This is a genomic window from Actinoplanes oryzae (assembly GCF_030757795.1).
In the GTDB taxonomy this organism is placed as follows: Bacteria; Actinomycetota; Actinomycetes; order Mycobacteriales; family Micromonosporaceae; genus Actinoplanes.
The window spans coordinates 1-8,906 of sequence record NZ_JAUQWH010000254.1 but is presented as its reverse complement, the minus strand read 5'-3'; the positions used below and the strand labels follow the sequence as shown (position 1 = coordinate 8,906).

Annotated in this window: 8 protein-coding genes; 2 read left to right on the top strand and 6 right to left on the bottom strand. The window is 75.4% G+C overall.

From position 1 onward, the window contains the following. Window positions 1-78 precede the first annotated feature (78 nt). The 3 genes from RBH18_RS41500 to RBH18_RS41490 form a co-directional block, all read right to left on the bottom strand. Window positions 79-1,743 (bottom strand): caspase family protein, encoded by a 1,665-nt coding sequence (locus tag RBH18_RS41500; protein ID WP_306216005.1) that lies wholly within the window; start codon window positions 1,741-1,743, stop codon window positions 79-81. Window positions 1,744-1,745: 2 nt separating this feature from the next. Beyond that, window positions 1,746-2,378 carry an effector-associated constant component EACC1 gene (locus tag RBH18_RS41495; protein WP_306216004.1) on the bottom strand — a complete coding sequence of 211 codons (633 nt, stop codon included), beginning with the start codon at window positions 2,376-2,378 and terminating at the stop codon, window positions 1,746-1,748. Between the two features lie 98 nt (window positions 2,379-2,476). Further along, window positions 2,477-3,565 carry a glycosyltransferase gene (locus RBH18_RS41490; RefSeq protein ID WP_306216003.1) on the bottom strand — a complete coding sequence of 363 codons (1,089 nt, stop codon included), beginning with the start codon at window positions 3,563-3,565 and terminating at the stop codon, window positions 2,477-2,479. Window positions 3,566-3,643: 78 nt separating this feature from the next. Here RBH18_RS41490 and RBH18_RS41485 point away from each other — a divergent pair, with 78 nt between their 5' ends. Beyond that, window positions 3,644-4,261 (top strand): TetR/AcrR family transcriptional regulator, encoded by a 618-nt coding sequence (locus tag RBH18_RS41485; RefSeq protein WP_306216002.1) that lies wholly within the window; start codon window positions 3,644-3,646, stop codon window positions 4,259-4,261. 104 nt (window positions 4,262-4,365) lie between these two features. Continuing rightward, the gene (locus tag RBH18_RS41480) at window positions 4,366-5,145 is read left to right on the top strand and encodes a class I SAM-dependent methyltransferase (protein WP_306216001.1); all 780 of its coding nucleotides are present in this window, start codon (window positions 4,366-4,368) and stop codon (window positions 5,143-5,145) included. Window positions 5,146-5,419: 274 nt separating this feature from the next. Here RBH18_RS41480 and RBH18_RS41475 read toward each other — a convergent pair whose 3' ends face one another. The 3 genes from RBH18_RS41475 to RBH18_RS41465 form a co-directional block, all read right to left on the bottom strand. Beyond that, a complete protein-coding gene (locus tag RBH18_RS41475) occupies window positions 5,420-6,364 on the bottom strand; it encodes an aminoglycoside phosphotransferase family protein (RefSeq protein ID WP_306216000.1) in 945 nt (314 codons plus the stop codon). Next, window positions 6,361-7,887: an SDR family NAD(P)-dependent oxidoreductase gene (locus RBH18_RS41470; RefSeq protein ID WP_306215999.1), complete on the bottom strand. Its 1,527-nt coding sequence runs from the start codon at window positions 7,885-7,887 to the stop codon at window positions 6,361-6,363. Before RBH18_RS41470 ends, RBH18_RS41475 begins: the two co-directional genes overlap by 4 nt. 80 nt (window positions 7,888-7,967) lie before the next feature. After that, the coding region (locus RBH18_RS41465; protein WP_306215998.1) for an MMPL family transporter at window positions 7,968-8,906 on the bottom strand (939 nt) is incomplete at its 5' end.

Sequence of the window (8,906 nt, the reverse complement as noted above, 5' to 3'; positions counted from 1 at the left end):
CCGCCACGAGAACCCCCTCGACGGCCAGCTTGCCCGAACCCTCGGGGCGCCGTGGCGGAAACCGCCCGATCCGCCCCGTCAGCGCCGATAGCTGTAGACCCGCGAGACGGCGTACGGGCCGAGGTCCTCCGGGGCGCCGCGGAAGGGTGCCGCCTTGTCGTTGGCGAGCAGCCGGGTGCCCCGGGCCGCGTCGACCTCGACGATCGCCACCTGCATCGGCTTGCCCTTCTTGCCGAGCGGGACGCTCTTGCACTGCGCCCCGCCGTCCGCCGTGGCGGTGCACCGGTAGAACCACCAGGTGCCCGGGCCGCCCGGCGTCGCGTCCCGGAGCATGGCGACCAGCTGTCGTCCCGCCGGGGCGGGCCGGGAGACGCGGACCGTGTACCGCTCCTGGGTCAGCGGGCCCTCCACAGGCCGCGTCACCGTCAGCGTCGGGTCGGGGCCGTCCGTCCGGCCGAGGTAGGCCAGGGCCTGCTGTCCCGCCCAGCCGAGCGCCGCGGCGACGACGACGCCGGCGCACGCGATGCGGATCCGCCTGCCCGCCGGGCCCTTTCCCGCGGCCGGCCGGCTCGGGGCCGGGAGGGGCACCTGCGCGCGGGCCGGTGGTGTCTTCCGCCTCCCCGCGGGTCTCTTCGGCTTGGCGGGCTGCTTCGGGCCGATGATCGCCTTCGGCGCAGGGACTGCCGTCGCCTTCGCCCCGGAGATTGCCTTCGGGGCGGGGCTTGCCTTCGGGCCGGGGCCGGACGGGGGCCGGACGCGCAGGTGGTCGTCCGGGTCGCCGGGGCGCGGCCGGAGGTCCGGCAGGTGCGTGTCCACGAAGCGGCCGAGCGAGCCCGCCCCGGCCCAGTTGGCGGCCGGGACGTGCGGGCAGGCCTCCCGAATGACCTGGCCGGCCTTCGACTTCGCCACGAGCCGGCCGCCCTGGGCCGCCATGATCAGCGCGCCGCGGATGGTGTCGAGGTCGGCGCCGGTGACGCCGCGGCCGGCCGTGGCCGGAGCGGCCTTCGGCGCGGCGACCTTGTTCGGCGCGAGGACGATGCGGCTGCCCTGGTTGCGGCTGCGGCTCTGCGGCTCCGGCCGGTCCCGCGCCCGCAGCTCCATGCGGACCCGGTCGAAGATCGTGTCCATGTCCAGCAGCGGCGGGCCGCCGGGCACACCGCGGCGCAGGACGTTCACGAGCGCGCCGGTGAAGGCGGTGTACCGCTCGCCCTCCGGGGCCAGGGCGGGCCGGCGCTCGTCGCTCGCCGTCATGAGGTACGCCCCGTCGGTGACCGCGAGATCGGCGACCGCGCCGCCGCCCATGAATCCCGTCATCGCGGCGCCCGAGAAGCACGTGTCGATGAGGATCACCTTCGCCGGGCAGCGGATCGCGGTCCGGACGATCTCCCGGCGGATCAGGGCGAACGGCACGGCGTCGTGCAGCCGGCTCTGGTCGCTGCGGGACAGCGCGAGGTGCAGGTCGCCCCGGCTGTCGTCGAGCAGCCCGTGCCCCGCGAAATAGATCAGCAGTCCCGAGGTGGCCTGGCGGGCGGCGGTGTGAATCTTGTGCAGCACCGTGCTGGCCGACGGCGGATCGAGCAGCGTGACGCAATGCGCCGGCGGCAGCTGCCAGCCGCGGCCGGAGGTCAGCAGTTCGGACAGGGCCGTCACATTGTTGGCGACCGCGGGAAGGGGCGGCAGGTATTTGTAGCGGGAGACACCCACCAGCACGGCCCGGGACGCTTTCGGGTCGGGCAGGCCCACGGTCAGTGCCTCGACCGTCGCCGTTTCGCCCGCCGGGCCGTCGTGGCGGGCGGTGGCCCGGCCGTCTCGACGCCGTCCGCCCGGCGGTGGTCACCGGCGGTGTGTCCCGCGCCGTCCGCCCGGCGGTGGTCACCGACGGCGTGGCCCGCGCCGTCCGCCCGGCGTTGGTCAGCGGCGGTGTGGCCCGCGCCGTCCGCCCGGCGTTGGTCAGCGGCGGTGTGGCCCGCGCCGTCCGCCCGGCGGTCCGGGGTGGCCTGGACCGCTGCGGAACCGGTCTCGGCGAGGAAGGCGGCGAGTGCCTTGCCCACGGCGACATCCCCGCCGCTGACCGTCAGGTGGTGCCCGTCCGGGCGGGTGACCGTGAGCTCCACCCGCGGGGAACGGGTCTGGAACCAGGTGGCGACCGCGACCGCCAGCTGGGCCAGCCCGATCACCGACGACGAGACCGCCGCCACCGTGTCCACGGCCCCCATGGCCTGACGGTCGGACCCTTGCGGCACGTCGACAACGACATGCCGCGCCAATTCGCGATCTCCGCTCAGCCAATGGTGAAGCGAATATGCTTCGGCATCCTGATCGGTCGTGAAAATGATCCGCACGCAATTCTCCCGGCAATTCTCCGATGACTGTCGCATGCTACGGAAAGGACACGGGAAAGGATCGCGGCCGCGGGGGAAAAGGCCGGACGGCCGTGGTCGCACGGACCGCCCGGACTACCCGGAACGGGGGAGGCTCAGAGCCGGGCCAGCAGCTGCCCGAGCACCGCGCCGGGCTCGGGCATGGCGGCGATCCCGGCGGCCACGGCCCGCGCGGCGGCGGCGTACGACGGGTCGCCGAGCACCTTGCCGGCCAGCCCGCCCACCTCCCCGGGCGCCGCGGCGACCAGGGCGGCGCCCGTGGCCGCGGCCCGCTCGGCGTTGACCGGCTTGTCGAGGCCCAGCGGCAGCAGGACGGACGGCAGCCCGGCGCCCAGCGTCGAGAGCATGGTGCCCGCGCCGGCGGCCGAGACGACCAGGTCCGCCGCGCCGAGCAGGTCGCGCATCGGCACGAAGCCGACCTCGGCGACGTTCTCCCGGCCCGATCCGGCGCCGCCGCCCGCGATCACGTTGACGTCGAGCCGGGCCACGTCGTCGAGCACGGCCCGCAGGATCTCGGGGTCGTCGTGCACGGTGCCGAGCGTGACCAGGACCGTCGGCAGGCCCTCCCGGCCGGGGAACGCCGGCGGGGACCACGGCGCGCCGTCGCCGATGTGCGGGTCGGGGCGGACGGGGAGACGCTCGTACGGATAGTCGTCGGTGGGGCGCAGCAGGCTGTCCGGCCACGGGTCCACATAGGCGAGGGCCGGGCCCGGCGTGGCGCCGTGCTCGGCGAAGCGCACCGCGGCGTGGTGCGCGAACTGCGCGGCCAGCGGCGGCACCAGCGGCAGGGTGGCGCCGTGGGCGACCCAGGGGACGCCGAGCACGGCCGCCGCGAACTGGCCGAGATAGTCGACCAGGTCGGCGACGATCAGGTCGGGCCGGAATTGGCGGGCCGCCGCGACGGCGTCGGCCGCGCCCAGGCGCATGCGGCTGCCGATGAAGAACTCGACCGCGCCGACCGCCGGGTCCTGCAGGGCGTCGACGCCGGTGCGCCGGGTGATGTCGGCGAGCAGCTCGGCCTGGCTCGGACCGGCGGGCAGGAGCGGCAGGGCGGGGTCGGCGCCGGCCAGCGACGGGTGGGTCAGCACGGCCGTCTCGTGCCCGTCCCGCCGGGCGGCCGCCGCCAACGGGAGCATCGGCAGCAGGTGGCCGAATGCCGGGCTGCTGGAGAAGAGGATGCGCACCAGAGGGTCCTTCTTTCACTATAGTCGGGCCTGTTCGTCAGAGCCGACTCTGACGAACATAGCAGTTACCATCCAGCGGTGACATCCGCGCCCAGGCGAGCCGGCCGCCGTGCCGAGTACGCCGAACTCACCCGCCGGTCCATCCTGGACGCGGCGCAGCAGCTCTTCACCGAGCACGGCTACTTCGCCACCAAGGTCGAGGACATCGCGGCGGCCGCCCGCGTCGCCCCGGCCACCGTCTACGCGGTCGGCGGCGGGAAGAACGGGCTGCTGCGCACGCTGATCGAGGCCGCCACGCAGGCCGCCGAGGGCTCCGGGATCCTCGCCCGCATCGAGGCCGCCACCGACCCGCACGAGCTGGTGCGGCTGGTCGTCGGCGCCACCCGGGACGAGTTCGCGCGGTGGTCGGGGCTCATGCGCCAGGTCGTCGCCGCGGCACCGCAGGAGCCGGGCGTGCGGCAGAGCATGGAGATCGCCCACGCCAGCCTCCGCGCCGGGCTGCAGCTGACCGCCGATCGGCTGGGAGAGCTGGACGCGCTGCGCGACGGCCTGAGCCCGGCCCGGGCCACGGAAATCCTGTGGATCTACCTCTGCAATGCCGCCTGGTTCGTCCGCACCGACGACCTCGGGTGGCCGCTGGAGGAGTCCGCCGCGTGGCTCCTCGAGGTGCTGCCAGCGGCCCTGCTCAAGCGCTGACCCGGCGCTGACTGGGTGCGACCGGTGGCCCTGGGGCGGCGGCGTATGGATCGGGGCCGATGGCGTATGGCCGCGCGCGGGGGGACGCTCCCAGACTGGGCCGGGTGGATCGAGACAACATCATGCGGCTGCTCGACGGGCTGGTGGCGACGCTGCTGGCGCCGCTGGACGAGCTGCCGGCGGGGGCGCACGTCGTGCAGGTCGCCTGCGGCACCGGCGGGCTCGCCCTCGCCCTCGCCCGGCGGCGCCCGGACCTGCGGATCACCGGCATCGACATCAACCCCGCGGTCGTGGCGGCCGGGCAGGCGCGAGCCGCCGGGGAGGGCCTCCCCGTCGGCTTCCGGGTGATGTCCATGACGGAGCTGGAGTTCCCCGACGGCACGGTCGACGCGGTCACGTCCCGGATGGGACTGCTGCTGCCCGGGACGGCGCCGTTCGGGGACTCGGCACGGGAGGCGCGACGGGTGCTGCGTCCCGGCGGGATCCTGAGCATCGCCACGTGGAGCGACCTGGCGGGCAGCCCGTACACCCGCTTCGGCCTCGACGTCCTGCGCCGCGTCCTGCCGCCGGGGGAGGTGCCCGACCTGGAGGCGCCGTTCGCGGCGTCCGCACGTCCCGGCGTCCTCGACGGCCACCTCGCCGGGGCGGGCCTGCGGGATGTGGAGGGCTCGTGGTTCCGGTGGGAGACCGAGTATCCGGACTTCGCGGCCTGGTGGGACTTCGTGGCCGGCTTCGGGCCGGTCGGCGCGCTCTTCGGGGCGCTCGGCGAGGAGCGGCACGCCGCCGCCCGCCGACTGATGGCCGCCACGATCGCCGGGCACCGGACCGCGACGGGCGCCTATCGCCTCCCCGCGACGGCCCGGGTGCTGACCGCCCGCCGCTGAATCGCGCCGCCGCGCGGAGGAAGAGAAGCCGCCGCGCGGAGGAGGGCCCGCCGCGCGGAGGAGGAGCCGGCGCGCGGAGGAGGAGCCGGCGCGCGGAGGAGGAGCCGAAGGAGGAGCCGGCGCGCGGAGGAGGAGCCGGAGGAGGAGCCGTCGCGCGGAGGAGCCGCCTCGGGGAGAGGAAGAGGCCGCGGAGGGGGAGAGGCCCCGCGCGGAGGGGGGAACGGCAGGCGGCGACAGGCGATCGGATGACGGGGCGGGAAGGGCGGCGCCCGGGTCAGAAGAGGCGGGCCAGGGAGGCCGCGGCGGCGAGGTCGGCGACGCCCTCGTGCTCGCGGCCGTGGTGGGTGCGCCAGAGGGCGGCCTCCACCGAACGGGCCACGCACCAGGCGGCGATGCGGGCCGGCTCCAGGTCGAGCTCGGCGGCGAGCAGGCGGACCCGGGCGGCGCGGGCGGCCGGGTCGCCGAGCTGTTCGATCAGGGGCCAGCAGTCGTACGCCGGGTCGCCGATCATCGGTTTCGGGTCGATGGCGACCCAGTCCTCACCGTCGGCCCCGGCGGCCGCGCCCCCGGCGGCGGACGACAAGATGTTGCCGGGGTTGAAGTCGCCGTGCAGGACCACCTCGCGCGGCGCCGACAGGGGCAGGTCGTGCAGCAGGCGGGCGCCCTCGGCGACCAGGCCCGGATCGTACGCCGGGTGCAGCCGCGCCATCCGCTCGCTGACCATGTCGCCCCAGTCGGCGGCCACGTCGACCAGCGACTCGGGCGTCTCGGGGTCGTGCGCCGCCCAGGTCTCGGGGACGCCGGCCGACCAGAGCCGGCGCAGCACCGCGGCGGCGATGCGCAGGGACTCGTCCGCCGGGAAGGGGCGGGCGGCCAGCTGCTCGCCGGGCAGGCACCGCTCGAGGACCAGGGCGTGCCGGCTGCGGTCGTGGCGCAGCAGGCGGACCGCGCCATGGCCGTCCCAGAGGCGCAGAGCGGCGGGCTCGGCGTACATCTCGCGGTGCGGCCAGCTGATCTTGACGATGACGCCGGTGCCGTCGGCGAGCGTGGCGGGGGCGACCCAGCTGCACGAGCCGCCGTGCAGGGGCGCGCCGAGGAAGAGGCCGAAGCCGTCGCGCACCTCGTCGATGAGCCGCGGCAGCTCCGCCAGCCAGCGGCGGGCCTCGGGGTTGCGCGACAGCTCCCGCACCACGGGGAGGTCGTCGGGGACGGCGGTCACCACGGCACCGGGGCGTAGTCCTTGAGGAAGCAGCCGTAGACGTCCTCGCCGGCCTCACCGCGCACGATCGGGTCGTAGACGCGGGCGGCGCCGTCGACCAGGTCGAGCGGGGCGTGGAAGCCCTCGTCGGCCAGCCGCACCTTGGTCGGGTGCGGCCGCTCGTCGGTGATCCAGCCGGTGTCCACGCTGGTCATGAGGATCCCGTCGGCGAACATGTCCTCGGCGCTCGTGCGGGTGAGCATGTTGAGCGCGGCCTTGGCCATGTTGGTGTGGGGGTGGCCGGCGCCCTTGTAGCCGCGGGCGAAGATGCCCTCCATCGCCGAGACGTTGACCACGTAGCGGCGCGGGAACGGTGAGCGGACCATCGCCTCGCGCAGCCGGCTGACCAGGATGAACGGTGCCGTGACGTTGCACAGCTGGACCTCGAGCAGCTCCAGCGGCAGCACCTCGTGGACCCGGTCGCTCCAGCTGTTGGTCGCCGCCAGGTCGGGCACCAAGCCGCCGGCGTCGATCGCGGTCAGGTCGGCGATGCGCTCCATGCTGGCCGAGCCGCCGGTCAGGGCCAGGGCGGTCAGCGCGTGCGGCGTGAACGCGGCGGCTTGGGCGGTGGCGGCCAGCTCGGCCCCGGCGCCGGTGAGGCCGATGGCGTGGCCCGGATGGGACAGGTCGCCGGACTCGGTCGTCGCCGCGGCGGCCAGCGCGGCGGTGTGCGCGGACGGCCCGCCGAGATATTCGACCTCCACCGGGCCCGGGTCCAGGGGAGAGGACTCCGCGGCGGCGATGGCGGAGTAGGAGCCCGGCGGGCGGCGCACGGTCTGCGCGGCGTTGTTGATCAGGATGTCGAGCGGCCCGCGGGCGGCCACGCTCTCGGCGAGCGCCACCACCTGCGCCGGGTCGCGCAGGTCGAGGCCGACCACCCGGAGCCGGTGCAGCCAGTCGCCGCTGTCGGGCATGGCGGAGAAGCGGCGCACGGCGTCGTTGGGGAAGCGGGTCGTGATCGTCGTGTGGGCGCCGTCGCGCAGCAGCCGCAGCGCGATGTACATCCCGATCTTGGCGCGGCCGCCGGTCAGCAGGGCGCGGCGCCCGGTCAGGTCGGTGCGCGCCTCGCGCTTCGCGTGGTTGCTCGCCGCGCACGCCGGGCACAGCTGGTGGTAGAACGCGTCGACCTCGGTGTAGCGCTGCTTGCAGATGTAGCACCCGCGGGGCTGCCGCAGGGTGCCCGCCGAGCGCCCGGTCGTCTCCGTGCTCAGCGGCAGCCCGGCGGTCTCGTCGTCGATCCGGCTCGGCGCCCCGGTCGCGGTCGCCGCCGTCACCGCTTTGTCGTGCGCGAGGATCGCGTCGCGGCGGTCGCGCCGGCGGCGCAGCTTCACCGTCTTGAACAGGCCCGCGGTGGCACGGCGCACGGCCACCGCGTCCGGGTGCTCGGGGTCGAGCCCCTCGGCCTCGGCGATCACCGCCAGGCAGAGCGCGAGCCGCTCCGGGTCGATCCCCTCGGTGGTGGTCCCGTCGGTTGTCGCGGTCATCCTCGTCCTGTCAGAGACACAGCTTGTCAGCGCGCCACGATATCCGGAAGCGCCGGGCCGCCGCCAACACGGGCGATTTGTCAGGCCGTATCGCCCGCGCTGTCCGGGCCGGCCGGCAGCTCCAGCCGCCGGTGCGCGGGGCCGAGCTGAGGGGGGATCGGCGGCGCCTGGTCGAAGGAGATCCGCGCTCGAGCGGGTCCGGGCGCGGACCCGGCGAAGGGCATGTCCGGCAACGGCGCCGACCCGGCGACCGGCATCTCGCGCACGCCCCAGGCGGCCGGAGCCGGGGAGGCGGGCGCCTGCTGGAAAGTGGGCTGCAACTGCAGGCGGGCGGGAGCCGCGGGGACCGGCTCGTCGTCGGAGACCTCGGCCAGGCCGGCGCGCTGCTGCAGGCGCTTCAGCGGCCCCGGAGCCCACCACGCCGCGTTCCCCAGCAGCTGCAGCACCGCCGGCACCAGCAGCATCCGGACCACGGTCGCGTCCAGCACCAGCGCGACGATCATGCCGACCCCGACGAAGCGCATCGTCGTCACGCTCGACAGCGCGAACGCCCCGGTCACCACGATCAGCAGCAGCGCCGCCGCGCTGATCACCCGGCCCGTACGCGTGAGCCCGGTCGTCACCGCCTCCGCGGTCGACGCCCCCCGCCCGCGCGCCTCCACCATGCGCGACAGCAGGAACACCTCGTAGTCGGTGGACAGCCCGAACACCACCGCGGCCATCAGCACGACGATGCCCGCCTCCGGGGGCGCCGGCGTGACGTGCAGCAGCCCCGCCCCGTTGCCGTCCTGGAAGATCCACACCAGGACCCCGAACGTGGCGCTCAGGCTCAGCGCGCTCATCACCACGGCCTTGACCGGCAGCAGCACCGAGCCGAAGGCCAGGAACATCAGCAGCAGCGTGGCCCCGACGAGCAGCCCGATCATGGCGGGGAGCCGGTCGGCCGTGGCGGCGAGGCTGTCGAGGTTGCGCGCGGTGGCGCCGCCCACGAGCAGCTCGGTAGCGGCGGGCGGCCGCAT